Raw genomic sequence first — 25,142 nt, forward strand, 5'->3', positions numbered from 1 at the left:
TTCTCCCAGACGCGGAGCCAGGAGGGATGCGGCGATCTAAGCTGTGAACATGACCGATTCCGCGCTCCGTTCGATCCCGTTCACCGACGCTCACGGCGAGGAGAAGACGATCGACGACCTCGGCGCCGACGTCGTCCTCGTGGTGAACGTGGCCTCGAAGTGCGGCCTCACACCGCAGTACGAACAGCTCGAGGAGCTGCAGCGCCTGTACGGCGACCGGGGGTTCACCGTCCTCGGCTTCCCGTGCAACCAGTTCTTCGGCCAGGAGCCCGGCTCGGTCGACGAGATCCTCGAGTTCTGCTCGACGACCTACGGCGTCACGTTCCCGGTCAACGACAAGGTCAAGGTGAACGGCAAGAACGCATCCGAGCTCTACAAGGCGCTCAAGGCGATTCCGGATGCCGGCGGCAAGGCGGGACGTGTCGAGTGGAACTTCGAGAAGTTCCTCGTGCTCCCGGACGGGGACGTCCTGCGCTTCCGCCCGAAGCAGAAGCCGGACGCCCCCGAGATCGTCAGCGCGATCGAAGCGGCCCTGACCCGCTGAATCGGCGCTGATCGCTAGACCGCGGCGTTCTCCGCCTCGGTCTCGCCGCGCTTCGACCACAGATCGCGCAGGACGTTCTCGAACGCCGCGGGCGGCTGCGCGCCACTGATCCCGTACTGGCCGTCGACGACGAAGAACGGCACGCCCTGGATGCCGTAGGCACGGGCCTGCGCCTGGTCCTGACGGACGGCGGGGAGGTACTGCTCGCTCTCGAGCGCGGCGCGCGCACGGTCCGCGTCGAGGCCGACCTCGGTCGTGAGCTCGACGAGGTCGTCGATGCGTCCGACGTGCTTTCCCTCGGTGAAGTAGGCGGACATCAGCCGCTCCTCCATCTCGTGCTGCAACCCCTCCGCCTTCGCGAAGTGCAGCAGCTCATGCGCCTTGACCGTGTTGGTGTGCTGCAGCAGGTCGAAGCGGTACTGCAGGCCGGCATTCGCGGCGACGCCGGTCACGTTGGCGAGCATCTGCTCGACCTGCTCGCGCGGCATGCCCTTGTGCCCGGCGAGGAAGTCGACCTCGTCGCCGTCGAAGTCGACCGGGGTGTCGGGCGAGAGCTCGAACGAGTGGAAGGTGATGTTGACCTGCGGGGCGTCCTCGTCGGAGGCAACCGCTTCGAGACCCTTCTCGAGGTTGCGCTTGCCGATGTAGCACCAGGGGCAGGCGATGTCGGACCAGATGTCGATGGAGATGGGTTCAGTCACACTTTCATCCAACCGCATGCGCCTGCGAGCTATTCCGCTTCGTCGTCCAACGAGGCGTCGGGGATGTCGACCGCTCCGCCGAAGCGACGATCACGCGACAGGTAGATGCCGATCGCTCGCCACAGCTCCTCCCGTGAGAAATCAGGCCAGAGCGTGTCGAGGAACACCATCTCGGCATACGCCGACTGCCACAGCAGGAAGTTCGACGTGCGCTGCTCCCCCGAACTGCGCAGGAACAGGTCGACGTCCGGCATGTCGGGCACATACAGGTTCCGCCGGATCATCTTCTCGGAGATCGCCTTCGGCTTCACGCGCCCCGCAGCCACGTCCTCGGCGATGGACCGCATCGCGTCGACGAGCTCGACCCTGCCGCCGTAGTTCACGCACATCGTGAGCGTGAGCACGTCATTGCCGCGCGTCAGCTGCTCGGCGTACTGCAGCTCCTTGATCACGCTGCCCCACAGGCGCGGCTTGCGTCCGGCCCAGCGGATCCGCACGCCCCACTCGTTCAGTTGATCACGGCGGCGATGCAGCACGTCGCGGTTGTAGCCCATGAGGAAGCGCACCTCCTCCGGGGAGCGCGCCCAGTTCTCGGTGGAGAACGCGTACACCGACAGGTGCTTCACGCCGGCCTGGATCGCACCCGCCACGACGTCGAGGAGCACCTCCTCCCCCGCCTTGTGCCCCTCGATGCGGTTGAGACCGCGGCGGTTCGCCCAGCGCCCGTTGCCGTCCATCACGATCGCGACATGTGCGGGAACCGCGGGGAACGTCGGCGGCTGCACCCCCGTCCAATCCAGGGGACGGTATGCCACGGCGTCCTTGTGCGTGTAGGGCTTCGGGGTCACCGTGTTCGCTCTCCAGTGTCGTCGGTCACATGTGCGAGCGAGCGGATGCCGCGCTCGAGATGCCATTGGGCGTAGGCCGAGACGAGGCCGGAGGCTGCCGCCGTGTCGGAAGGCGGTGCCGCGTCGATCACGTCCCATTCGCCGGAGATGAGGGCACGGAGCAGTCTCAGCGTGCCGTCCGCGACGCGGGGGCTTCCGGCCGGCGCGCAGTTCGTGCACACGAGCCCACCGAGCTGGGCGACGAACCGCTCGTGCGGGCCGGGCGTGCCGCAGCGGGCGCACTCATCGAGCGAGGGCGCCCATCCCGACAGGGACATCACCCGCAGGAGATAGGAGTCGAGGATGCTCCGAGGGCTGTGCTCGCCGCGGGAGAGCGCGCGCAGTCCCCCCACCAGCAGCAGGTATTGATCGGGCGTCGCCTCGGCGTCGCTCAACCGGTCGGCGGTCTCGACCATCACGTTCGCCGCCGTGAACCGGTCGTAGTGCGTCGCGATGTCCGTGCCGTAGGAGCCGAGCGACTCCGCCTGCTGCACGATGTCGAGCGAGCGGCCCTGGTAGAGCTGCACGTCGGCGACCATGAACGGCTCGAGCCGCGCGCCGAACTTCGACGACGTGCGGCGCACGCCCTTCGCCACGGCGCGCACCTTGCCGTGCCGACGCGACAGCATCGTGACGATGCGATCCGCCTCACCGAGTTTGTGAGTGCGCAGGATCACCGCTTCGTCTCGGTAGGTGGGCATCCTCCGATTATCCTCCGTGGGCGACAATGGACGGGTGACCGAACCGCTCTTCACCATTCCGCTGTGGGCGGACCTCCTCGGCGTCGGCCTCGGCGGGGTCCAGGGCGCGATGTTCGCGTCGGGGTTCCAGGGTCAGCGGCGCCTCGACTGGCTCGGCGTCGCCATCATCGGCATCATGATCGGCATGGGCGGCGGTCTCATCCGCGACATCCTGCTCGGACAGACACCCGCGACGCTGCAGAACCAGTGGTATCTGGTGACCGCCGTCGGGGCGGCCCTGCTCGGCATGCTGCTCGCAGGACTCTTCACCCGGCTGAACACCGCGATCGTGGTGCTCGATGCCGTCGTGATCGGCATGTTCGGGGCCTTCGGCACGAGCAAGGCGCTCGCCTTCGGGATCCCCGAGGTCCCCGCCGTCTTCATCGGCGTGTGCGCGGCTGTCGGCGGCGGCGTGCTGCGCGACATGTTGATGGGACTTCCGACCGCGATCATGCACGTCGGTTCGCTCTACGCGGTCGCGGCCGGTGCGGGCTGCACCTTCATCGTGATCTCGGTGGCGCTGGGCATGCCCATCACCCTCGCCGCGATCATCGGCATCGCGGTGACGACGGTCATCCGCATCCTCGCCGTGACCTTCGACGTCTCCCTCCCGGAGCAGCGCCGCCTCTACCGGCGCAAGGTCGCCGCCGAGACCGGCGCCATCGCGATCGTGAAGCCTCAGGACTGACTGATCCTTGACATGACGACGGCCGGGCTCCGCAGAGGATCCCGGCCGTCGTCATGGTGACGGAGGCGGTCAGACCGCCGCGAGCTCCTGCTGACGCGTGCGGATCGAGCGGTTCACGCCCGACACGATCGCCTTGAGCGACGCGGTGGAGATGTCGCCGTCGATGCCGACTCCCCACAGGCGCTGGTCGCCGACCTGCAGTTCGACGTAGGCCGCGGCCTGCGCGTCGCCGCCGGCGCTGAGCGCGTGCTCGACGTAGTCGTAGACCGTGATGTCGAAGCCCTGGCCGCGCAGCACCTCCACGAAGGCAGCCACCGGTCCGTTGCCGTTGCCGGACACCGAGATCTGCTGCTCGTCGTCGCGCAGCACGACGTCGAGCACGACATCGCCCGACATGTCGCTGCGGGTCTGCGTCGCGAGCAGTTCGAAACGGCCCCACTTGGCCGCCGTGTCGGCGGCAGGCAGGTACTCGTCGTGGAAGATCGACCAGATCTGCTCGCTGGTGACCTCGCCGCCCTCGGCATCGGTCTTGGCCTGCACGACCCCCGAGAACTCGATCTGCAGCTTGCGCGGCAGGTCGATCGCATGATCCGACTTCAGCAGATACGCGACACCGCCCTTGCCGGACTGCGAGTTCACGCGGATGACGGCTTCGTATGAGCGACCGAGATCCTTGGGGTCGACCGGCAGGTAGGGCACCGCCCATTCGATCTCGTCGACCGTGACGCCCTCCGCCTCGGCCTTGGCCGCCATCGCCTCGAAGCCCTTCTTGATCGCATCCTGGTGCGATCCGCTGAAGGCGGTGAACACCAGGTCGCCCGCCCACGGGCTGCGCTCCGGAACCGGCAGCTGGTTGCAGTACTCGACCGTGCGCTTGACCTGGTCGATGTCGCTGAAGTCGATCTGCGGGTCGATGCCCTGCGTGAACAGGTTGATCCCGAGCGCGACGATGTCGACGTTGCCGGTGCGCTCGCCGTTGCCGAACAGGCAACCCTCGATGCGGTCGGCGCCTGCCATATAACCGAGCTCGGCCGCAGCGATCGCCGTGCCGCGGTCGTTGTGCGGGTGCAGCGACAGGATCACGTTCTCGCGGTGGGCGAGATTGCGGCTCATCCACTCGATCGAATCGGCGTAGACGTTCGGGGAAGCCATCTCCACCGTGGCCGGCAGGTTGATGATGACCTTGCGGTCGGGGGTGGGCTCGAACACCTCGATCACCTGGTTGCAGACGTCGACCGCGAACTCCAGCTCGGTGCCGGTGTAGCTCTCCGGCGAGTACTCGTAGTACACCTTCGTGTCGGGGATGGTCTTCTCGAACTGACGGCACAGCCGCGCGCCCTCGAGCGCGATGTCGATGATGCCCTGCTTGTCGGTGCGGAACACGACCTCACGCTGCAGCACGCTGGTCGAGTTGTACAGGTGCACGATGGCCTGCTTCGCGCCGGCGATCGACTCGTAGGTGCGGGCGATCAGGTGCTCGCGCGCCTGGGTCAGGACCTGGATGGTGACGTCGTCCGGGATCAGGTTCTCTTCGATGAGCTGACGCACGAAGTCGAAGTCGGTCTGACTCGCGGACGGGAAGCCGACCTCGATCTCCTTGTAGCCCATGCTGACCAGCAGCTCGAACATGACGCGCTTGCGCTCGGGCGACATCGGGTCGATGAGGGCCTGGTTGCCGTCGCGCAGGTCGACGGCGCACCAGCGCGGGGCCTCGGTGATGCGGGCGTCGGGCCAGGTGCGGTCCGGCAGGTGGACGGTGATCTGCTCGTGGAACGGCCGGTACTTGTGGGTCGGCATCGCCGACGGGCGCTGAGTGTTCTGCATGATGGGGCTTCTTCTCTTCGTCAAGATGTACGGGCCAACACAAGCGCCGCGACGAGGAAGGCCCTAGCTTTAGGACTCGTCGCGGCAGCTAAGAAGAAGCAGACCGCCGAAAGGCATGTGGTCATGTTAGCAGGGATGCGACGACGATTTCGGGTCCAGGCGAGACGATCGCCGCGCGGGTGACACTCCCGGGTGTGAGCACATCGCAGCGACGCCTCGTCCTCGCGACGGCATCCGCCGTCGGCCTCCTGTTCCTCAGCGCCTGCGCGACGGGTCCGGGAACCTCCGTGAGCCCCACGAGCACGAGCGCGTCATCCGGCCAGAGCCTCGAGAACGCCCAGCCCGCACTGCCGGAGGGGCGGGTCATCGGTGTAGGCACGGTGCTGGACGTCGCCGGCGACGTACAGCTGTGCCTGGGAGCCGTCGCGGAGTCGTACCCGCCGCAGTGCGACGGCGTGCCCGTGGACGACTGGACGTGGGAGGGCGTCGACGGCAGCGAGACGAGCGGTGACACCACCTGGGGCGCCTATGCCGTGTACGCCACGTACGACGGCGAACGCCTCACCAACACGGCCCCGCCCATCATGCTGGCGCTGTACGACACGGTGGCGCCCGAGGACCCCACTGGGGGTGTCGACGGCACGACCGACGAAGCGGAACTCGTCCGGGTCCAGGACGACATCTCGGCCCGCCTCGGCGCAGAGGCGCTCGCCGTCAGCACCGACCGCGGATATGTCTGGCTCCAGGTCGTCTGGGACGACGGCACGATCCAGGATGCCGCGAACGCGGACTACGGAGACGACGTGGTGGTCGTCACCTCGGCACTGCGTGAGATCGACTGACGTTCAGGGGTCAGAGGACGCAGCGGATGTTCGTGGTGGTGCCGGAGACGTTGCTCCACCCGCCCGCGTAAATCGTGGCCAGCACTGTCGTCCCGTTGCGGGGCTGTGCGTAACCCGAGGTCCGGGCGTTCGCGGCCGACTTGACCGAGAAGCTTCCCGGCACCGAGAGGATGCCGCACGTGCCGAAGGTCAGCACGCTGCCGCTGAGGGAAACGCCGCTGTACGCGCAGATCTTGTCCGTCGCACAGCTCCCTACGGAGCGGGCCGCGAATCCGGAGTCAGGGCGCACCGACAACGCCATATCGAGCTCGGGCCACACCGCGTGCGTGGAATCGATCAAGATCCCACCCGGGACCTCCTCGAGCATCGCGGCGACCTGCGGATCGACATCTCTGTCGCCGGTCACCGCCGCGTTCGCCGGCGCGGACCCCAACGCCACGATCAGACCGACCACGGCCGCAGCCAGAACCGTCATGCGCTTCATTCGATCATCCCCTCATCGACATCCCACATCTGGTACGAGATGATCGCGCCCGTCGGGTACACGTCATCCCCCTTCAGGACCGTCCGCTCGACGCCGACGATGCGTCCGGTGTCGCGCGACACCAGGACGAGGTCGCTCGATGCGCCGTCCGGCGACTGCACGCGGATACCGGCGACCGGACGCCCGAGGCGATCCGTGGTGGTTCCCAGCGCCTCGCCGCCGCCCGCATCGGCCATCAGGTGCAGCAGCTCGCGGTGCTGCGCGTTCGTCAACGTCCACTGGCCGAGGACCGACGTGAACGCGGATTCGACGTCGAAAGCCGTGGGGGCCTCCGGCATGCCGAACGCACGGAGCATGGCCACCATGTCATCGCGCGTGTCGCCGGGCACCGTCGTCCAGGGGGTCGCGAAGTCGCCGGGCGCCATCACCAGGTCGGTGATGACCTCGCCGCTGCTGGTGACCTCGGCCGCGTTGCTCGCGACGGCGTCGGACGGGTCGTAGGCGACACCGGCGACGATCGTCATGCGTCCGGAGCCGTCCGGCTCCCACGTCAGCGTCGACAGCTGCGGAACGACGGTCGTCGTGTTCTCATCGACGTCGACGTTGAACCCCCACGATGCCGTGCGGACCATGCGCTCCGGCGCGGCAGGACCGGGCGCCTCGGCGAGGGCGGCGTCGGCATCGTCGACGATCTGCGTGACCGTGCTCGACCCGGCGAACTCCAGGGGCGACGGGGTGCCCGCGACCGCGGTACCCTGCGGCGAGAACACGGCGAACGCCACGGCGACCGAGGCCGCGGCGGCGGTCAGGCCGGAGGCCCAGCCGACCGTGCGTGCACGACGTCTCCGGGGCGCGAGATCCGTCCGGAGGATCCGGTCACGGGTCGCGAGTGCCCGCGCGTCGGGTGGCGCATCCCGCGGTGTCGTCGCAGGGTCGGCGTCGCTCAACATCCGATCGAGCACAGCGTTATCAGTCATCACTCGTGGTCAGCCCCTCCAGGCCCAGCTCCGCGCGCAGACGGTCTTGCGCACGGCCCAGCGTCTTCCGCACCCGGGACTCAGAAGCGCGCAACAGCTCCGCGATCTCCCCCACCGCGAGTCCATCCCAGTACGTGAGCATGATGATACGCCGTTGCAGCGGTGTGAGGACACCCAAAGCACGAATGACTTCGATCCTGTTGATGCCGCCCGGTGCATCGCCATCGCCGGTGACGCCGACATGCACGGCATCGAGCGCGTCATGCGGTGTCGACGCGCGACCAGGACGTGCCCGCAGGCGCCGGTCAGCCATGCGCAGCAACCAGATGCGGCTGGGCGGACGAGTGGGCCGCAGTCGCGACCAGGCGGTGAGGAAGACCTCCGAGACGATCTCGGTGACTTCCGCCTCGGCGGCGACGACACCCTCGATGTGGTGGCGCACGGCTGCCCAGTGCTCGTCGAACACTCGTGTGAAGACCTCGTTGCGCAGCGGATTCGGGTCTTCGCTGCGACCGTTCATGTCGCCAGGGTCGGCGGTCTGCCCGCCGCGATCGACGCGTGACGCGGTCTCATCTCAGAAGCCGAGTCTGCCGAGCTGTTTCGGGTCGCGCTGCCATTCCTTGGCGACCTTGACGTGCAGGCCCAGGAACACGCGGGTGCCCAGCAGCGTCTCGATGCCTGCGCGGGCGCGAGCGCCGACCTCGCTGAGCCGCTTGCCCTTGTGACCGATGATGATCGCCTTCTGGCTGTCGCGCTCGACGACGATCGACGCATGAACATCGGTCAGATCCGTGCCCTCGCGGGGGGCGATGTCGTCGATCACCACGGCGATCGAGTGCGGGAGCTCGTCACGGCCGCCCTCGAGGGCGGCCTCGCGGATCATCTCGGCGATGCGGTCCTCCTGCGACTCATCCGTCGTGATGCCCTCCGGGTAGAGCGCGGGCCCCTTAGGCATGAGCATCAGGATCTCGTCGGACAGCACGTCGAGCTGGTCGCGGGTGAGCGCGGAGAGAGGGATGACGGCGGACCAGTCCTCACGCAGCGCATCGACCTCCAGCAGCCGCTCCGTGATGTCGTCGCGGCCGGCGACATCGGTCTTCGTCACGATCGCGATCTTCTTGGCGCGGGGGTAGCCGTCCAGCGATGCGGCGATGCGACGGTCGCCGGGACCGACCTTCTCGTTCGCCGGCACGCAGAAGCCGATCACGTCGACGTCGCCCAGCACCTGCTCGACGAGGTCGTTCAGCCGCTCGCCCAGCAGCGTGCGCGGCTTGTGGATGCCGGGGGTGTCGACGATCACGAGCTGCCCCTCCGGACGGTTCACAATGCCGCGGATGGCCCGACGCGTGGTCTGCGGCTTCTCGCTGGTGATGGCGATCTTCTCGCCGACCAGGGCGTTCGTCAGCGTCGACTTGCCCACGTTGGGTCGTCCGACGAACGTCACGAACCCGCTCCGCGTTGTCTCAGCCATCGAGTCGATCTCCTTCGTCCTGCGAAGCGTCAGGATCCCCTGCCGCACGTTCCACGAACACGGTCGCGATGCCGCGACCCCGCCCTCGGGATGCCCCTCCCGTGAGGACCAAGCCTTCCACGGTCGCCGTTGCGCCCGGCTGCGGCACCTGTCCGAGCGCCTTGCCGAGCAGTCCCCCGATCGAGTCGACGTCCTCGTCCTCGAGCTCGAGACCGAACAGATCGCCCACGTCCTCCAACGAGAGTCGGGAGCTCACGCGGTAACGCCCGTGGCCGAGGTCGACGAACTCGGCGGATACCTGATCGTACTCGTCGGAGATCTCCCCCACGAGCTCCTCGATCAGGTCCTCGAGCGTGACCAGTCCGGAGATCCCCCCGTGCTCATCGATCACCAGGCACACGTGCACGGCGTCGCGCTTCATCTGCTGCAACAGCGTCTCCGCACGCATCGACTCCGGCACGAACGTCGCCGGTCGAGCGATCGGGCGGATGGATGCGGCACGCCAGGCGCTGTCGTCGCGGTACGCGAACTGGACGAGGTCCTTGAGGTACAGCACGCCCACCACGTCGTCGGCGTCGTCGTCCACCACGGGCATCCGGGAGACGCCGCGGTTCAGGAACAGCGACATCGCCTCTTCGGTCGTCGCCGTGGCGTCGACGGTCACCATCTCCGTCCGCGGGACCATCACCGCGCGTACGAACTGGTCGGTGAAGTCGAAGACGGAGTGGATGAGGTCGCGGTCGTCCTCCTCGATCAGGTCGTTCGACGCGGCCTCGTCGACCATGCTCAGCAGTTGATCCTCGCTCGCGAAGGTGCTGCGACCCGTGCCGGGCGTGACGCGGTTGCCGAGCAGGACCAGCGCCTGGGCGAGCGGGCCGAGGAAGATGCGGAGCCCGCGCACGATCGAGGCAGTCGCACGGATCATGCCCTCCGCGTGCTGGCGCCCGAACGACCGCGGGCTCGCCCCGACCAACACGAACGTGATCGCCGTCATCAACAACGCGGCGGCGAGCATCGCCCACCAGTTGTTCTCGATGAGGATCGTGAAGGCGACCGTCACCAGCACCGCCGCGGTCACCTCGGCGAGCACGCGGATGAACGCGACGGCGTTCACGTGCGCGTCGAGGTCGGCGGCGATGCGTCCCAGCGCCTTCGCCCTGCGGCCTTCCGTCGCCATGTCGGCGAGGCCCACGCGAGAGGTGACACCGTACGCGGCGTCGATGGCGGCCATGAGACCGCCGAACGCCACCAGCAGGACGGCGGCGATGAGAAGGAGAGTGGCCGTCATCGCCGGCGTTCAGCCGCCGCGAAGCCCTGGATCAGTTCCTTCTGCAGGCCGAACATCTCACGCTCCTCGTCGGGCTCGGCATGGTCGAATCCGAGCAGATGCAGCAGACCGTGGGTGGTGAGCAGGATCAGCTCGTCCATGAGGGTGTGGTGCGCCGCCTGCGCCTGCGTCTCGGCGACCTGCGGGCACAGCACGATGTCTCCGAGCAGACCGGGGGCCGTCGGGCGGTCCTCCGTGCCGGGACGCAGCTCGTCCATCGGGAAGCTGAGCACATCCGTGGGGCCGGGCTCGTCCATCCACTGCACGTGCAGGGCCTCCATGGCGCCCTCGTCGACGAGCACGATCGCCACCTCGGCGTCGGGGCTGACGTGCAGCTGCGCGAGGTTGTAGTCCGTGAGCCGCTGCAGCACGGTCTCGTCGACGTCGATGGCCGACTCGTTGTTGATCTCGATCATGAGAGTCCTCGTTTCGGCATGCGGTCACGCGGACCTGGTCGTTGCGCTCCTCTGCGGTCGGCACGGTTGGCGAACTCGGCCGCCTGCTCGCGCTCGAACCGCTGAGCGGTGCGCTTCTCGTCGTACTCGCTGTAGGCGTCGACGATGCGCCCGACCAGCGAGTGCCGCACGACGTCGTCGCTGGTGAGACGCGAGAAGTGGATGTCGTCGATGCCGTCCAGCACGCGCGTCACGAGACGGAGGCCGGACGAGCCCTGCGGGAGATCGACCTGCGTGATGTCGCCGGTGACGACCATCCTGGTGCCGAACCCGAGGCGCGTGAGGAACATCTTCATCTGCTCGGGCGTGGTGTTCTGCGCCTCGTCGAGCACGACGAACGAATCGTTCAGGGTGCGTCCGCGCATGTAGGCGAGCGGGGCCACCTCGATGGTTCCGGTCGCCATGAGGCGCGGGACGATCTCGGGGTCCATCATCTCGTTGAGCGCGTCGTACAGCGGGCGCAGGTACGGATCGATCTTGTCGGTGAGGGTGCCGGGGAGGAACCCGAGCCGCTCCCCCGCTTCGACGGCCGGACGGGTCAGGATGATCCGGGTGACCTCCTTGCGCTGCAGGGCCTGCACGGCCTTCGCCATCGCGAGGTAGGTCTTGCCCGTCCCGGCCGGACCGATGCCGAACACGATCGTGTTCTCCTCGATCGCGTCGACGTACTCCTTCTGTCCGAGTGTCTTCGGACGGATCACCTTGCCGCGCGTGGTCAGGATCGCCTCGCCGAGCACCTCGCTGGGTCGCGGTCCTCCGTCTTGCCGCAGCATGCGCGCCGAGCTCGACACGTCGCTGGGTGCCAGGTCGTGTCCTGCCCTCGTCATCTCGAGCAGTTCGTGGACCAGAGCCTTCGCCTTCTCGACGGACTCCGCATCGCCGCTGAGCGTGATCTCGTTCCCGCGCACGAGCACCTGGACGTCACGGTGCTCCTTCTCGAGCATCCGGAGCAGGCGATCCTGCGGTCCGAGCAGCTGCACCATCGCGACGCCGTCCGCGTATATCTTCTCGACGGCCTCGGGCGTCCGGGCTCCGAGGCTGCGCTCCTGCGGTTCGTGATTCTCAGGCACCGACGCTCTTCTCGGTCAATCCACCGGCCAGCACGTGGGCGTGGACGTGGAAAACGGTCTGCCCGGCTTGCGTGCCGGTGTTGAAGACGAGGCGGAAGTCTCCGTCGTCGGTGTGCATCGCCGCCAGTTCCCGGGCGAAGGCCACCATCTCGGCGAGCAGCGAGGGGTCACCGGCAGCGAGCTCGACGACATCGCGGTACTCCGCGGACTTCGGGACGACGAGCAGATGCACGGGCGCCTGCGGAGCGATGTCGCGCAGCGCGAAGACGCGATCCGTCTCGCCGAGGATCTCGGCAGGGATCTCCCCGTTCAGAATGCGGGTGAAGATCGAGGGTTCCGTCATGCGGTCAAGTCTACTGACCACCGGGTCCGCACAGCCCTTGCGTGCCGTCGGCAGACGTTCGCCGTCACCATCTCCCGAGCGCCACGGACAGCACCGCGATCGCCGCCGGGCCCGCGGTCGACGTGCGCAGCACGGTCTCGCCCAGGAGCACGCGTTCCGCTCCGGCGGCGGTGAGACGGTCGAGCTCCTGGTCGGAGATGCCGCCCTCGGGTCCGACCACGAGCACCAGGTCGCGCCCATCGGGTTCGATCGCGGACAGGCGCGTGGATGCGGTGGGATCGAGCAGCAGCACCCGCTGGGCGGTCGCGCGCTCGGCGAGCTGCGCGGTCGTCACGACCGACGACACATCGGGCAGCCACGCACGGTGGGCCTGCTTGGCGGCCTCACGCACGATGGTCGCCCAGCGCTCCCGTCCCTTCGCGGCCTTCGGCCCCTCCCAGCGCGACACGCTGCGGCTCGCCTGCCACGGCACGATCTCGTCGACGCCGAGCTCGCAGGCGGCCTGCACCGCGAGCTCGTCGCGATCGCCCTTCGCGAGCGCCTGGACCAGGACGATCCGCGGCGTCGGCGACTCGTGCTCGACACGCTCCGAGATGCGCACATCGACGCGCACGGGCGACACCTCCTCCGCGATGCCGGACAACCACACCCCGGCCCCCTCGCCGACCGTGACGGCCTCGCCGACGCGGAGACGGCGCACGACGGCGGCGTGCTTCGCCTCGGCGCCCGTCAACGACACGAGGTCGCCGACTCCGGCATCCGTCGACGACTCGACCAGGAAGTGCAGGGCCATGATCAGTGGCTGCGGAAGCGGTCGCGGAGCTTCGAGAAGAGTCCCTGCTGGAACTGCGCCAGCTGCGGCTCCGGCGACTTGGTCTTCTTCGCGAAGTCCTCGATCAGCGCACGCTGCGCCGAGTCCAGGCGGGTCGGGGTCAGCACCTGCACGCCGACCCGCAGATCGCCGCGCTGGCTGCCGCGGAGCGGGGTGATCCCTCGGCCCTTGATGGTCAGCACATCACCCGACTGCACGCCGGGCCGGATCTCCAGATCGACCTCGCCGTCCAGCCCCTGGATCTTCGTCTCGGTGCCGAGGATCGCGTCGGTCATGGACACCTCGAGCGTCGCGAGCAGGTCGTCGCCCTCACGGCTGAACGCCGCGTGCGCGTTGACGGTGACCTCGACGTACAGGTCGCCGTTGGGGCCGCCCGCCTTGCCGACCTCGCCCGAGCCCGGAAGCTGCAGGCGCAGCCCGGTCTCGACGCCCGCGGGGATGTCGAGCGACACGGTACGACGCGAACGGACGCGCCCCTGTCCGCCGCACGTGCCGCACGGGTACGGGATCGTCGTGCCGTACCCCTCGCAGGTGCCGCAGGGCTGGGAGGTGACGACGTTGCCGAGCAGGCTGCGCACCTGACGCTGCACATGGCCGGAGCCACCGCAGATGTCGCACGTGACCGGGGATGTGCCGTCCTGGCAGCAGGAGCCCTGACACGTCTCGCAGAGCACCGCGGTGTCGACGTCGATGTCCCGGTGCGCACCGAACACGACGTCGCCCAGGTCGAGCGTCACGCGGACGAGGGCGTCCTGACCGCGTTCACGGCGCGACCGCGGACGCGCACCGCGACCGCCGCCCTGCGAGGCACCGAAGAACGTCTCGAAGATGTCGCCGAAACCGCCGAATCCGCCGAAGTTCCCCGCCGCGCCGTCACCGCCGCCCATGTCGTAGCGCCGGCGGGACTCGTCGTCGCTGAGCACGTCGTAGGCGTGCGTGACGAGCTTGAAGCGCTCCGCCGCGTCCTCACCGGGATTCACATCCGGGTGCAGCTGTCGCGCGAGACGTCGGTACGCCTTCTTGATCTCATCGGTGGAAGCGTCCCGGGACACCCCGAGAACCTCATAGTGGTCCGCCACAATCGCCCTTCTGCGTGTGTCTTCTCGTGGCGACCGCGTCAGCGGCCGGCCTCGTCTTCGTCGAGCATCCGCGACAGGTAGCGGGCGACCGCCCGTGCCGCAGCAAGGTTGCTCGGATAGTCCATGCGCGTCGGCCCCATCACGCCGACACGGGCCGTGCCGCTGGGCGCGGCGTAGTTGCTGGCGACGATCGATGCCTCACCGAGCCCGAACGGCGCGTTCTCGGTGCCGATGCTGGCCGCGAGACCATGCTCGTCGGTGACCATCTCGCTCATCAGCCGCAGCAGCGTGACCTGCTCCTCGATCGCCTCGAGCAGCGGGTGGATGCTGCCGCGGAAGTCCTGTTCACGGCGGGCGAGCGTCGCCGCCCCCGCCATCACGAGACGCTCCTGACGGAAACCGCTCAACTCGTCGATCACGACGCCAGCGAGGGTACGCAGCACGCGGTCCTGCGGAGACTCCTCGGCGGCGAGCAGCGTCTGGAGACGGTCGGACGCCTCGCTGATCGCCTGCCCCGTGATCAGCGCTGCCAACCGCGCGCGCAGCGCGGCCAGCCCCGTCTCGTCGATCATGTCGGGCAGCACGGCCATGCGCTGCGATACGCCGCCGGCGTCGGTCACCAGCACGATCAAGAGTCGGTTCGGCGCGAGCGCGACCAGTTCGACGTGGGTGACGTGCGCACGCGCGAAGGACGGATACTGCGCGAGCGCGACCTGGCCCGTCAACTGCGTCAGCACCCGCACCGTGCGGACCATCAGGTCGTCGAGGTCGGCGGGCTCGCCGAGGAACGATTCGATCGCCGAACGCTGCGCCGAGGAGAGCGGTCGCAACTGCGCCAGATGGTTGACGAACACCCGGTAGCCCTTGTCGGTGGGCACGCGGCCAGACGAGGTGTGCGGTGCCGTGATGAGCTCTTCGTCCTCGAGCAGCGCCATGTCGTTGCGGATCGTCGCCGCGGAGACGCCGAAGGAGTGCCGGTCGACGATGGAGCGGCTGCCGACGGGTTCGTGGGTCTCGACGTAGTCCTGCACGATCGCGCGGAGAACCTGGAGTCCTCGCTCTGTGACCATCGCCCTTCCCTTCCGTTGGCACTCGGACGTTCAGAGTGCCAATCCTACCCCGTGTCGCTCGGGAATCTCCGTACCGCGATCGGCGCGACCTAGGATGACGCTCATGACCTCCGCACCCCATGCGACCCTGTCCCGCGGCGTCGTCCGTGGCTCCGAAGCCGAGGGGGTCGTCCGCTTCCTCGGCATCCCGTACGCGGCCGCCCCGTTCGGCGAGAACCGGTTCCGCGCACCGCAGCCCGCGGCGGCCTGGGAGGGGACGCGTGAGGCGACGAGCTTCGGTCCCACACCGCCCCAGGTGCCCTATGCGGGCGCGATCGGCGAGCTGCTGGGATCGGTGCACATCGACGGCGACGACATCCTCACCGCGAACGTGTGGGCTCCGACCGCGACATCCGGGGCCCCCGTGCTGCTGTGGATCCACGGCGGCGCGCTGGAACGCGGTACAGCGGCACTGCCGCTGTACGACGGCACCGTGTTCGCGAAGGCGGGGATCGTCTTCGTGTCGATCAACTACCGCCTAGGCTCCGAGGGCTTCTCCGTGCTGGACGGCGTGCCCCGCAACCTCGGCCTGCGCGACGCCGCCGCGGCGTTGGAATGGGTGCACCGCGAGATCGAAGCCTTCGGCGGCGACCCCGCGCGCATCACCGCCATGGGCGAGTCGGCGGGCGGAGCGATCGTCGCCGGGCTCATCACGCGTGACGACTCTCGCGCGCTCATCGCGCGGGCGATCATCGAATCGGGTCCCCTGCAGGCGCAAACCGCGAAGAAGGCCGGGCGCGTGACCGCGCAGCTGGCGAAGCTGCTGCGCGTGACCGCCGATCGGGAGGGGTTCGCCGCGCTCAGCCCCGCCCAACTGCTCGAGGCGCGCAAGGCGCAGTCGGCGGGTTCTTCGCCGCTCGGCGGAGCACCGGGCTTCCAGTTCGCGATCGACGAGGACAGCCTGCCGCGTTCACCGCACGAGGTGCTGGGCGGCATCGACACCCCGCTCCTGATCGGCAGCAACACCGACGAGTATCGCCTCTGGTTCCCACCCGAGGCGCTGGCCGCGATCAGCGGGGTCAAGCTGCAGGCTGCGCGACTGCTGTCGCGCATCCCCCGTCGTGCGCTGGCGGAGTATCGCGCGGCGTTCCCGGGCGCGAGCACCGGCGAGGTGTTCGGTCAGCTCGTCACCGACATGATGCTGCGGGCACCGCTGAGCCGCGTCGCCGTCGCCCGCCCGGAGACGACGCACGTGTACGAGTTCGCGTGGCCGAGTCCGGTGCGGGATCTGCGTGCCGCGCATGCGCTGGAGCTCGGCTTCGTGTTCGACCGACTCCGCGACGACGAGGCGGTGCGGATGGCCGGACCGGATGCACCACAGCAGCTCGCGACCGAGATGAGCGAGTCGTGGGTCGGCTTCGTGACCGACGGCGACCCCGGCTGGCCCGCCTATGGCGCCGAGCGCCGCACGCGGCTCTTCGACACGGTCAGCACGACCGTGCCGCAACGGCGGACCGCCGGAATGGATCTGCTGCCGGGCTGAGCCCGTGCGGGGCCGTCAGTCAGTGAGTGCTCGGACGACGGCATCGGCGAGCAGCCGCCCGCGCAATGTCAGCTGGATGCGCCCCTGTACTGCGGCGACCGGGTCGACGAGCCCGTCGGCCATCAATCCGGCCACCCGGCTCCGGTTCGCCGGGGGCACCTCATCGACGGCGATGCCCTCACGGATACGGCTGAGCAGCAGGATCCGCTCGAGCGTCTGCGACTCGGCATCCGGCCGCTCCGTCGCCGCTGCCGGGGACTCGGATGCTGCGAGCCGCTGCGCGTACGCGGCCGGGTGCTTCACGTTCCACCACCGCAGTCCGGCGACGTGGCTGTGCGCGCCGGGGCCGAAGCCCCACCAGTCACTCCCCCGCCAGTAGGCGAGGTTGTGCCGGGAACGCTGTGCGGGCACGCGCGCCCAGTTGCTGACCTCGTACCACTCGAACCCGCCGGCGCCCAGGCGCGCATCCGCGAGCTCGTACATATCGGCCTGCAGATCGTCGTCAGGAGTGGGCACCTCGCCGCGACGGATCTGCCGGGCGAGCTTGGTGCCATCTTCGATGATGAGCGCGTAGGCGGAGATGTGATCGGGTTCGAGCGCGAGGGCGGCATCGAGCGACGCCTCCCAATCGTCGAGCGACTCCCCCGGTGCACCGTAGATCAGGTCGACGCTGACCGCGAGACCCGCATCCTTCGCCGCGGTGACGGCCGTGCGCACATTCTCGGGGCGGTGCGTGCGGTCGAGTGCGGCGAGCACGTGCGGGACCGCGGACTGCATGCCGACGGACATCCGCGTCACCCCGGCGGAAGCCAGCGTGCGTGCCACCTCGAGCGTCACGGTGTCGGGGTTCGCCTCGACCGTCACCTCGGCCCCGTCGACCAGCCCGAACGCCGACGTCGCAGCATCGAGCATGCGCGCGAGATCCCCCGCGGGAAGCAGTGTCGGGGTACCGCCACCGAAGAAGACCGTGTCCATCGGTCGCAGCGCACCGGCATCGTCGAGGACGCGACGCGCCAGCGCGATCTCGGAGATCAGCGTCGACGCGTAGTCCTCCTGCTTCGCCCCTCGCAGCTCGGTCGCGGTGTAGGTGTTGAAGTCGCAGTAGCCGCAGCGCACGGTGCAGAACGGAATGTGCAGATATGCCGAGAACGGCACGCTCGTGTCGACCGGCAGATCCGCGGGCAGGTGCCCGTCCGCGGGCGCGGGGTCTCCCAGAGGCAGCGGTCCCGCCATCAGACGGGGGTCGCGTAGAGCGGGGAGATCGCGCGGAGGTAGCGCGCGAAGAGCTCGCGCCGACGACGCTTCATGAGCGCGGGAACCGTGCGGTAGAGGAGGCTGTTGGGCGCGTCGAAAGCACGAACCGTGAACCAGACCTCGTCGTTGTCCTCGCGCCAGTCCACGTCGAACGACTCCTCACCGCTGACGACGGAGCCGCCGACCGTCCCGAGCACGAAGCCGATGCGCCGCTTCTCCTCGGTGACCGAGATCACGCGCAGTTCGGAGTCCGCCCGCATCCCGCCCACGCGACCGCGCAGGTGCAGCGTCATCCCGGCGCCGACGAAAGGAACGCCCTCGGCGTCGTATCGCGGTTCGACGTCGCGCTTGCTCGGTGCGATCGGGTTGCCCTCCGCATCGAAGCTCACGCCGGCATAGGCCGGGCCGGGGGCAGGGCGCACGTCTTCGACCGCGAGGCCCGCCGCGCGCTGCGCCGTCCACGAGAGCAGGGCTTCGCCCGCCGTCTGGAACCGCTCGACGCCGCTGCCGATCCGCCAGGAGTCCTCCGCCGGGATGCTGCGCTCCGGCGGGTACTGCATCAGGTCGGGGGCATGGGTGGCACCCACGGCCGCATAGTCCACCGTGTCGTCTCGGAAAGTCCCGCGCCGCATGAGTTCCAGCCTACTTCGCGTTCCCTGGGCGAACACCCCCACCGCGCCGCGGGACGTCACATCCCCGGCGCGATCGGGCGCGGCTACTTCTTGTCCTTGCCTTCGACGTCACCGGAGAGCGCGGCGATGAACGCCTCCTGGGGGACCTCGACGCGACCGACCATCTTCATGCGCTTCTTGCCCTCCTTCTGCTTCTCCAGGAGCTTGCGCTTACGGGTGATGTCGCCGCCGTAGCACTTGGCGAGCACGTCCTTGCGGATCGCGCGGATCGTCTCGCGGGCGATGATGCGCGCGCCGATCGCGGCCTGGATCGGCACCTCGAACTGCTGGCGAGGGATGAGCTTGCGCAGCCGCTCGGCCATCATGGTGCCGTACGCGTAAGCCTTGTCGCGGTGCACGATCGAGCTGAACGCGTCGACCTTCTCGCCCTGGAGCAGGATGTCTACCTTGACGAGGTCGGCTTCCTGCTGCCCGGAGGGCTCGTAGTCGAGGGAGGCGTATCCCTGCGTCTTCGACTTGAGCTGGTCGAAGAAGTCGAACACGATCTCGCCGAGCGGCATGTTGTACCGGAGCTCGACGCGCTCCTCGGAGAAGTACTCCATTCCGAGCAGGGTTCCACGGCGCGACTGGCACAGCTCCATGACGGTGCCGACGTAGTCCTTGGGCAGCAGGATCGCCGCCTTCACCATCGGCTCCGAGACCGAGCCGATGCGCCCGTCGGGGTACTCGCTCGGGTTGGTCACGGTGACGGTCTCGCCGGTGTCGCTCGTGAGCACCTCGTAGATCACGCTCGGTGCGGTCGTGATCAGGTCGAGGTCGAACTCGCGCGACAGGCGCTCCGTGATGATCTCGAGGTGCAGCAGCCCGAGGAATCCGCAGCGGAAGCCGAAGCCGAGCGCCACGGACGTCTCCGGCTCGTACTGCAGCGAGGCGTCGGACAGCTTGAGCTTGTCCAGCGCCTCACGCAGCTCCGCGTAGTCGCTGCCGTCGATCGGGTAGATGCCCGAGAACACCATCGGCTTCGGGTCGGTGTATCCGGCGAGGGCCTCTGCGGCAGGCTTGCGGGCGTTGGTGATGGTGTCGCCGACCTTCGACAGACGCACGTCCTTCACACCGGTGATGAGGTACCCGACCTCACCGACTCCGAGCCCCTTCGTCGGGGTCGGCTCCGGGCTGGACACGCCGACCTCGAGCGCGTCGTGGTTCGCACCGGTCGACATCATCTGGATGCGCTCCCGCGGCGACAGGCTGCCGTCGACCATGCGCACGTAGGTGACGACGCCGCGGTACGCGTCGTACACGGAGTCGAAAATCATGGCACGCGCCGGCGCGTCCGCGTCGCCGACGGGTGCCGGGATCTCCTGCACGAGGCGGTCGAGCAGGTCTTCCACGCCGACGCCGGTCTTGCCCGAGACGCGCAGCACATCCTCCGGCTTGCCCCCGATGAGAGACGCGAGCTCCTTGGCGTACTTCTCCGGATCGGCGGCCGGGAGGTCGATCTTGTTCAGCACCGGGATGATGTGGAGGTCGTTCTCCAGCGCCAGGTAGAGGTTCGCGAGCGTCTGCGCCTCGATGCCCTGCGCCGCATCCACGAGCAGGATCGCGCCCTCGCAGGCAGCGAGCGAACGCGAGACCTCGTAGGTGAAGTCGACGTGGCCGGGGGTGTCGATCATGTTGAGCGCGAAGGTCTGACCGTCGAGCTCCCAGGGCATGCGGACGGCCTGACTCTTGATCGTGATGCCGCGCTCACGCTCGATGTCCATGCGGTCGAGGTACTGGGCGCGCATGTCGCGATCCGACACGACTCCGGTGATCTGGAGCATGCGGTCGGCGAGCGTCGACTTGCCGTGGTCGATGTGGGCGATGATGCAGAAATTGCGGATCTGCGCAGCCGGCGTCGAGGCAGGCTGAAGAGGGGTGAGAGCGCGTGGGGACATGTCCACTCGATTGTACGGTCAGGTGGGCGGATTACCCGATTCGCCGAGGGGCGCACCGGACAGAGCAGACGGGGCGGCCTCCGAAGAGACCGCCCCGTCCGGGATGAGGATCCGGGCTTACTTGGCCCAGCCCACGTTCTCCCAGTGGTTCGTGCCGGTGGTCGACTCGAACTGCGAGGGACCGTAGTTCACGACGCCCTTGGCGATCGCGTACTGGTTCGGACGCGCGGCCAGCGGGATCGTGACGGCCTCGCTCATGATGATCTTGTCGATCTCCTTGGCGATGTCGAGACGAGCGTCGGGGTCGAGCTCTCCGTTGGCCTTCGTCCAGAGGTCTTCCAGACGGTCGTCGGCGACGCCCGGGAAGTTCTGGCCGGAGTCGGCCGGGTTGAAGATCGACTCCGTCGACGAGATCGGGTACGGGGTACCCTGCCACGCGAAGATGGTCGCCTCGAAGTCACGCGTCTCCGTCGTGATGTACTTCGTGAAGAAGTCAGCGGACGGAACCGTGTCGATCTTCACGTCGAAGCCCGCCTTGGCGGCCATCGGCTGGATCTGCTGGGCGAGGATCGCCGAGTTCGGCACCTCGGAGGTGCTCTCGTCCGACTTCATCCGCACCGCCCGCGCGAAGGGCCGCACCCGCGGATCTGCGATCATGCGCCACGGCGTGCGCGTCGCGCTGATCCCGATGTCGACGTTCTTCGCCTACTCGTTCGGAACCATCCTGACCGGCGCCGCCGTGACGGAGAAGATCTTCAGCTGGCACGGCATGGGTGAGTACCTCATCGACTCCGTCTCCAACAACGACATCAACGCAGCGACCGGCTCGATCCTGTTCGCCGCGATCCTCGTGCTCATCGCGGGCACGCTGGCCGACGTGCTCTACGCGGCTCTCGACCCCCGAGTGAGGATGTGAGATGACCCTCGATCCCACGCAGCTGGACGCCCCGGTGCTCGAGCCGGAGACCGACGACGCCCCGTCGATCCCCCGCTGGCGCCTGATCCTCAAGCGCACCTTCTCCACCAAGCGGGCCTGGATCGGCGCAGGAGTGCTCATCCTGATGTTCCTGCTCGCCTACGTCGGACCGCTCCTGTACCCCTGGTCCTCGACCGACCAGGACTACCTGTCGTTCAACAAGGGGCCGAGCCTCAACCACTGGTTCGGCACCGACACGATCGGGCAGGACATCTTCGCCCAGTCGATGGCCGGACTGCAGAAGTCGCTCCTCATCGGTCTGATCGTCGGCCCGGTCACGGCCATCATCGCCGGAGTGGTCGGCGCCATCGCCGGATACGTCGGTGGCGTGTGGGACCGCGTGATCGTCTGGATCATCGACCTGCTCCTGGTGCTGCCGAGCTTCTACATCCTGGTGCTGCTCAGCCCGCTCTTCAAGAACCTCGCCTGGGTCGCGCTCGTCGTCTTCCTCCCCCTCTTCGGATGGATGGTGCTCGCCCGAGTGATCCGCGGGCAGACCATGTCACTGCGCGAGCGCGACTACGTCAAGGCCGCGCGCTTCATGGGCGTCGGCGGTTTCACGATCATCCGCCGCCACATCCTCCCCAACGTCGCCTCGCTGCTGATCATCGACGCGACGCTGGGTGTCGGTGCGGCGATCCTCGCTGAGACGACGCTCAGCTACTTCGGCTTCGGCATCCAGCCGCCCGATGTGTCCCTGGGCACCCTGCTCGCCGCGGGAAGCGCCGCGGCGACCACCCGCCCGTGGCTCTTCATCCCACCGGCGATCCTCCTCGTCGCCACTGTGCTCGCCTCGAGCCTCCTCGGAGATGCCCTGCGCGACGCCGTCGACCCGACCTCGGAGAACAACCGTGCCTGAACCACTGCTTCGCGTCCGCGACCTCAACGTCACCTTCGAGACGAAGGCCCGCACCGTCCACGCGGTGCGTGGCGTGAACTACGAGGTCAACCGTGGGGAATTCCTGGCGATCGTCGGCGAGTCCGGTTCGGGCAAGTCGGTGTCGTCGATGGCGGTGATGGGCCTGCTCCCCAGCACCGCCAACATCACGGGATCCATCACCTACGACGGCAAGGAGCTTCTCGGCTCCACCGACCGCCAGCTGTCGAAGATGCGCGGCTCCGACATCGCGATGGTGTTCCAGGACCCGCTCTCGGCGCTGACCCCGGTGTACACGATCGGCCAGCAGATCATCGAGGGCCTCAAGCTGCACCAGCCGGGGCTGAGCCCCCAGGCGTTGGAGGCGCGCGCGATCGAGCTGCTCGACATCGTCGGCATCCCGGAACCGCGTCGCCGCGTGAAGTCGTTCCCGCACGAGTTCTCCGGTGGCATGCGCCAGCGCGCGATGATCGCGATCGCGATCGCCAACGACCCGAAGCTGATCATCGCCGACGAGCCGACCACCGCGCTCGACGTGACGATCCAGGCGCAGATCCTGGACGTGCTCCAGACGGCCAAGGAGATCACCGGCGCCGCCGTCGTGCTCATCACGCACGACCTCGGCGTCGTGGCCGGCAACGCCGATCGCGTGGCCGTGATGTACGCGGGACGCATCGTCGAGACCGCACCGGTCGACGACCTGTTCGAGCGGCCGTCCATGCCGTACACGATCGGTCTGCTGCGCTCGATGCCGAACATGGTCGACACCCGATCGGCGCGCCTGGTGCCGCTCGAGGGCCGTCCCCCGCTGCTCACCGAGATCCCCACCGGATGCCCGTTCGCCGATCGCTGCCCCGCCGTGATCTCGGCGTGCCACGACATCGAGCCGGAACTGGTGCCGGTCGCGCCCATGCAGGCAGCCGCCTGCATCCGCTCGGCGGAGATCGTCGACGGCCGGCTCCCCCGCGACGAGGTCTTCTCCCCGCCCGCACCGGTCGAGGAGGTCGTCCGCGAGGTCGAGACGCACGGCACGGTCCTCGAGGTGGAGGACGTGAAGCGCCACTTCCCCCTCACGAAGGGCACGGTCTTCCGCCGCCGCGTGGGCACCGTCCGCGCCGTGGACGGCGTGAGCTTCTCGCTGCAGGGCGGCAAGACGCTGGGCCTGGTCGGCGAGTCGGGCTGCGGCAAGTCGACCACCGTCATGGAGGTCATGGAGCTCGCCAAGCCCCAGTCCGGGAAGATCGCGATCAACGGCGTCGACACCGCGTCGCTGTCGGCCTCCGAGCGTCGCGCCCTGCGCACCGACATCCAGATCGTGTTCCAGGACCCCGCGGCATCGCTCGACCCCCGCATGACCGTCGAGGAGCTGATCGGCGAACCGCTGACCGTGCACGACGTGCCGCCGAAGGAGATCACCCGTCGCGTGCGGCGGATGCTCGAGCTCGTCGGCCTCGAACCCAGCTACGCCCACCGTTACCCGCATGAGTTCTCGGGCGGTCAGCGTCAGCGCATCGGCATCGCCCGTGCGCTCGTGGTGGAGCCGAAGATCCTCGTGCTCGACGAGCCGGTCTCCGCGCTCGACGTCTCGGTGCAGGCCGGCGTGATCAACCTGCTCGAAGACCTCAAGCAGCAGCTCGGTCTGTCGTACCTGTTCGTGGCGCACGACCTCGCGGTGGTTCGTCACATCGCCGATGAGGTAGCCGTGATGTACCTCGGCCGGATCATCGAGTACGGCGACTCGGATGCGATCTTCGAGAACCCCCGCCACCCGTACACGCGTGCACTGCTGTCGGCCGTGCCGATCCCGAACCCGCAGATCGAGCGCACCCGCGAGCGCATCCTGCTCTCGGGAGACCTGCCCTCGCCGACCGAGTCGATCACGGGATGCGCATTCCGCAAGCGGTGCCCCCTGTACGCGATCCTGCCGCCCGCGCAGCAGGACGAGTGCGAGACCAGGTCGCCCGAGCTGCGCACGGTGGAGGGACGCGACGTCTCGTGCCACTGGGCGGAGCAGGACATCCTGCAGCCCGCGTGACGCAGACGGGACGAACGGGCCGGGGCGCCGACGACCGCGTCGTGATCCGCGGCGCGTCGGGGTGGTGGATCAGCGGGATCCTCGCCGCGCTGTTCGCCTACATGCTCATCGATGCGGCAGTGCGCGCGGAATGGTCGACGATCCTCCTCGCGCTGCCGTGGATGTGCGCGATCCTCCTGGTCTGCTGGATGCTCCTGATCCGTCCGTGCCTCGTCGTCACGCCGTCGAGCCTGATCGTCGTGAACGTCCTCCGGGAGCACACGCTCCCCTGGCGGAGGATCGCCGACCTCCACGTGCGCTACCAGCTCGTGATCACGCTCACCGACGGCACAGTGCGCCGCGCCTGGGGTTCGCCCACCGTGCACCCGCACAAGGGCCACGCCGCCGACCGTGAACAAGCGTCGCGCAAACGGGCGTTCGTGGGAGTCGCGGAAGCGATCGATCAGGCGCGCGACGAGGTGGGACGCCCCGCCGACACCGGCGCTTCCCCGTCGGTGCGCGTCGTGTGGTGGCCGCTTCTCGCGCTCCTCGCGAGCATCCTCCTCGGGATCCTGAGCGCACGCCTGCTCGCCTGA

Annotated in this window: 27 protein-coding genes; 8 read left to right on the forward strand and 19 right to left on the reverse strand. The window is 68.5% G+C overall.

The annotated features are described in order from the left end of the window. Positions 1–49 precede the first annotated feature (49 nt). Positions 50–544 carry a glutathione peroxidase gene (locus WFM69_RS12315; RefSeq protein ID WP_337005055.1) on the forward strand — a complete coding sequence of 165 codons (495 nt, stop codon included), beginning with the start codon at positions 50–52 and terminating at the stop codon, positions 542–544. A 14-nt stretch (positions 545–558) separates the two neighbouring features. Here the strand turns inward: WFM69_RS12315 and WFM69_RS12320 are convergent, their stop codons facing one another. The 3 genes from WFM69_RS12320 to recO are packed head-to-tail and all read right to left on the reverse strand — an operon-like array spanning position 559 to position 2,833. Next, the gene (locus WFM69_RS12320) at positions 559–1,245 is read right to left on the reverse strand and encodes a DsbA family oxidoreductase (protein WP_337005057.1); all 687 of its coding nucleotides are present in this window, start codon (positions 1,243–1,245) and stop codon (positions 559–561) included. Between the two features lie 29 nt (positions 1,246–1,274). Continuing rightward, positions 1,275–2,093 carry an isoprenyl transferase gene (locus WFM69_RS12325; protein WP_337005059.1) on the reverse strand — a complete coding sequence of 273 codons (819 nt, stop codon included), beginning with the start codon at positions 2,091–2,093 and terminating at the stop codon, positions 1,275–1,277. Then, entirely contained in the window at positions 2,090–2,833 is a 744-nt protein-coding gene (recO, locus tag WFM69_RS12330; protein ID WP_337005060.1) for a DNA repair protein RecO, read from the reverse strand. Before recO ends, WFM69_RS12325 begins: the two co-directional genes overlap by 4 nt. A gap of 34 nt (positions 2,834–2,867) precedes the next feature. On the opposite strand from recO, the gene WFM69_RS12335 reads away from it, so the two are divergent. Then, complete coding sequence (locus tag WFM69_RS12335; protein ID WP_337005061.1) at positions 2,868–3,560, forward strand: trimeric intracellular cation channel family protein; 693 nt, start codon at positions 2,868–2,870, stop codon at positions 3,558–3,560. Positions 3,561–3,629: 69 nt separating this feature from the next. Here WFM69_RS12335 and leuA read toward each other — a convergent pair whose 3' ends face one another. Beyond that, complete coding sequence (leuA, locus tag WFM69_RS12340; RefSeq protein ID WP_337005063.1) at positions 3,630–5,384, reverse strand: 2-isopropylmalate synthase; 1,755 nt, start codon at positions 5,382–5,384, stop codon at positions 3,630–3,632. Between the two features lie 194 nt (positions 5,385–5,578). Here leuA and WFM69_RS12345 point away from each other — a divergent pair, with 194 nt between their 5' ends. Beyond that, positions 5,579–6,226 (forward strand): hypothetical protein, encoded by a 648-nt coding sequence (locus WFM69_RS12345; protein ID WP_337005065.1) that lies wholly within the window; start codon positions 5,579–5,581, stop codon positions 6,224–6,226. 10 nt (positions 6,227–6,236) lie between these two features. On the opposite strand, the gene WFM69_RS12350 is transcribed toward WFM69_RS12345, so the two are convergent. From WFM69_RS12350 to hrcA, 11 genes are all read right to left on the reverse strand, one after another. Continuing rightward, on the reverse strand, positions 6,237–6,701 hold the full coding sequence (locus WFM69_RS12350; protein WP_337005067.1) for a hypothetical protein: 465 nt from the start codon (positions 6,699–6,701) through the stop codon (positions 6,237–6,239). A 5-nt stretch (positions 6,702–6,706) separates the two neighbouring features. Continuing rightward, complete coding sequence (locus tag WFM69_RS12355) at positions 6,707–7,687, reverse strand: hypothetical protein (RefSeq protein WP_337005069.1); 981 nt, start codon at positions 7,685–7,687, stop codon at positions 6,707–6,709. Then, a complete protein-coding gene (locus WFM69_RS12360; protein ID WP_337005071.1) occupies positions 7,680–8,207 on the reverse strand; it encodes an RNA polymerase sigma factor in 528 nt (175 codons plus the stop codon). Before WFM69_RS12360 ends, WFM69_RS12355 begins: the two co-directional genes overlap by 8 nt. A gap of 54 nt (positions 8,208–8,261) precedes the next feature. After that, the gene (gene era, locus WFM69_RS12365) at positions 8,262–9,158 is read right to left on the reverse strand and encodes a GTPase Era (protein ID WP_337005073.1); all 897 of its coding nucleotides are present in this window, start codon (positions 9,156–9,158) and stop codon (positions 8,262–8,264) included. Beyond that, positions 9,151–10,446: a hemolysin family protein gene (locus tag WFM69_RS12370; protein ID WP_337005075.1), complete on the reverse strand. Its 1,296-nt coding sequence runs from the start codon at positions 10,444–10,446 to the stop codon at positions 9,151–9,153. The genes era and WFM69_RS12370 overlap by 8 nt, the downstream gene beginning before the upstream one ends. Further along, positions 10,443–10,901: an rRNA maturation RNase YbeY gene (gene ybeY, locus WFM69_RS12375; protein ID WP_028501654.1), complete on the reverse strand. Its 459-nt coding sequence runs from the start codon at positions 10,899–10,901 to the stop codon at positions 10,443–10,445. The genes WFM69_RS12370 and ybeY overlap by 4 nt, the downstream gene beginning before the upstream one ends. Continuing rightward, the gene (locus WFM69_RS12380) at positions 10,898–11,923 is read right to left on the reverse strand and encodes a PhoH family protein (protein WP_337005300.1); all 1,026 of its coding nucleotides are present in this window, start codon (positions 11,921–11,923) and stop codon (positions 10,898–10,900) included. The genes ybeY and WFM69_RS12380 overlap by 4 nt, the downstream gene beginning before the upstream one ends. Before the next feature lie 79 nt (positions 11,924–12,002). Beyond that, positions 12,003–12,353, reverse strand: a complete 351-nt coding sequence (locus WFM69_RS12385) for an HIT domain-containing protein (RefSeq protein WP_337005078.1) — start codon at positions 12,351–12,353, stop codon at positions 12,003–12,005. A 64-nt stretch (positions 12,354–12,417) separates the two neighbouring features. Further along, positions 12,418–13,146, reverse strand: coding sequence for a 16S rRNA (uracil(1498)-N(3))-methyltransferase (locus tag WFM69_RS12390; protein WP_337005080.1), 729 nt, complete (start codon positions 13,144–13,146; stop codon positions 12,418–12,420). A 2-nt stretch (positions 13,147–13,148) separates the two neighbouring features. Then, positions 13,149–14,264 carry a molecular chaperone DnaJ gene (dnaJ, locus tag WFM69_RS12395; RefSeq protein ID WP_337005082.1) on the reverse strand — a complete coding sequence of 372 codons (1,116 nt, stop codon included), beginning with the start codon at positions 14,262–14,264 and terminating at the stop codon, positions 13,149–13,151. Between the two features lie 38 nt (positions 14,265–14,302). Then, positions 14,303–15,334: a heat-inducible transcriptional repressor HrcA gene (gene hrcA, locus WFM69_RS12400; protein WP_337005084.1), complete on the reverse strand. Its 1,032-nt coding sequence runs from the start codon at positions 15,332–15,334 to the stop codon at positions 14,303–14,305. 103 nt (positions 15,335–15,437) lie between these two features. Between hrcA and WFM69_RS12405 the strand changes: the two genes are divergently transcribed. Next, a complete protein-coding gene (locus WFM69_RS12405; RefSeq protein WP_337005086.1) occupies positions 15,438–16,856 on the forward strand; it encodes a carboxylesterase/lipase family protein in 1,419 nt (472 codons plus the stop codon). 15 nt (positions 16,857–16,871) lie between these two features. Here the strand turns inward: WFM69_RS12405 and hemW are convergent, their stop codons facing one another. The 4 genes from hemW to WFM69_RS12425 form a co-directional block, all read right to left on the reverse strand. Beyond that, positions 16,872–18,089, reverse strand: coding sequence for a radical SAM family heme chaperone HemW (gene hemW, locus WFM69_RS12410; protein WP_337005088.1), 1,218 nt, complete (start codon positions 18,087–18,089; stop codon positions 16,872–16,874). Then, on the reverse strand, positions 18,089–18,742 hold the full coding sequence (locus WFM69_RS12415) for a DUF1990 family protein (protein ID WP_337005090.1): 654 nt from the start codon (positions 18,740–18,742) through the stop codon (positions 18,089–18,091). Before WFM69_RS12415 ends, hemW begins: the two co-directional genes overlap by 1 nt. A gap of 83 nt (positions 18,743–18,825) precedes the next feature. After that, the gene (gene lepA / locus WFM69_RS12420; protein WP_337005092.1) at positions 18,826–20,679 is read right to left on the reverse strand and encodes a translation elongation factor 4; all 1,854 of its coding nucleotides are present in this window, start codon (positions 20,677–20,679) and stop codon (positions 18,826–18,828) included. Between the two features lie 117 nt (positions 20,680–20,796). Next, complete coding sequence (locus WFM69_RS12425) at positions 20,797–21,201, reverse strand: hypothetical protein (protein WP_337005094.1); 405 nt, start codon at positions 21,199–21,201, stop codon at positions 20,797–20,799. Here WFM69_RS12425 and WFM69_RS12430 point away from each other — a divergent pair. The 4 genes from WFM69_RS12430 to WFM69_RS12445 are packed head-to-tail and all read left to right on the forward strand — an operon-like array spanning position 21,155 to position 25,142. Further along, positions 21,155–21,595 carry an ABC transporter permease gene (locus WFM69_RS12430; RefSeq protein ID WP_337005302.1) on the forward strand — a complete coding sequence of 147 codons (441 nt, stop codon included), beginning with the start codon at positions 21,155–21,157 and terminating at the stop codon, positions 21,593–21,595. The two genes, WFM69_RS12425 and WFM69_RS12430, sit on opposite strands and share 47 nt — an antisense overlap. A gap of 1 nt (position 21,596) precedes the next feature. Next, positions 21,597–22,514, forward strand: a complete 918-nt coding sequence (locus WFM69_RS12435) for an ABC transporter permease (RefSeq protein WP_337005096.1) — start codon at positions 21,597–21,599, stop codon at positions 22,512–22,514. Next, positions 22,465–24,567 (forward strand): ABC transporter ATP-binding protein, encoded by a 2,103-nt coding sequence (locus tag WFM69_RS12440; RefSeq protein ID WP_337005098.1) that lies wholly within the window; start codon positions 22,465–22,467, stop codon positions 24,565–24,567. The genes WFM69_RS12435 and WFM69_RS12440 overlap by 50 nt, the downstream gene beginning before the upstream one ends. After that, complete coding sequence (locus WFM69_RS12445) at positions 24,564–25,142, forward strand: PH domain-containing protein (protein WP_337005100.1); 579 nt, start codon at positions 24,564–24,566, stop codon at positions 25,140–25,142. The genes WFM69_RS12440 and WFM69_RS12445 overlap by 4 nt, the downstream gene beginning before the upstream one ends.

The sequence above is a fragment of the Microbacterium sp. LB12 genome, assembly GCF_037150835.1.
Lineage (GTDB): Bacteria > Actinomycetota > Actinomycetes > Actinomycetales > Microbacteriaceae > Microbacterium.